1 protein-coding gene is annotated in these 395 nt (G+C 50.1%); it reads right to left on the reverse strand.

Going from position 1 to position 395, the window contains the following annotated elements; translation table 11 throughout:
• Positions 1 to 251 precede the first annotated feature (251 nt).
• A complete protein-coding gene (locus NM961_RS24420) occupies positions 252 to 395 on the reverse strand; it encodes a hypothetical protein (RefSeq protein WP_500691680.1) in 144 nt (47 codons plus the stop codon).

The raw sequence follows: 395 nt of genomic DNA on the forward strand, positions 1-395 counted from the left end.
GTGGGTGCATGGTTCAGTGGTGGTTTTTCACAGCCTTTCTCCGTTTAACACAGACAACAGACAGCCACAAAATATGCACATTTTAAGAGGATAAAAAATGCATATGAATGTCAACAGCGCAGACAGACAGTCCATTGACAGCAGAGTGTTGCTGTGCCGCAGAGGTTGATCCCCCTCCTCGATTGATCCCCATATAGCTGGTGGTGAAAGTGATGGAGATGATGGAGAAGCTGGAGAAGAAGATGGAGGATTTAGAAGCACTTCCTGTGGACAATGCTGGGGCCAGCCTCATCGTACTCCTGCTTGGAGATCCACATCTGCTGGAAGGTGGACAGGGAAGCCAGGATGGAGCCACCGATCCAGACGGAGTACTTCCTCTCGGGAGGAGCAATGAT

This window comes from Tahibacter harae (assembly GCF_024437735.1).
Classification (GTDB): domain Bacteria; phylum Pseudomonadota; class Gammaproteobacteria; order Xanthomonadales; family Rhodanobacteraceae; genus Tahibacter; species Tahibacter harae.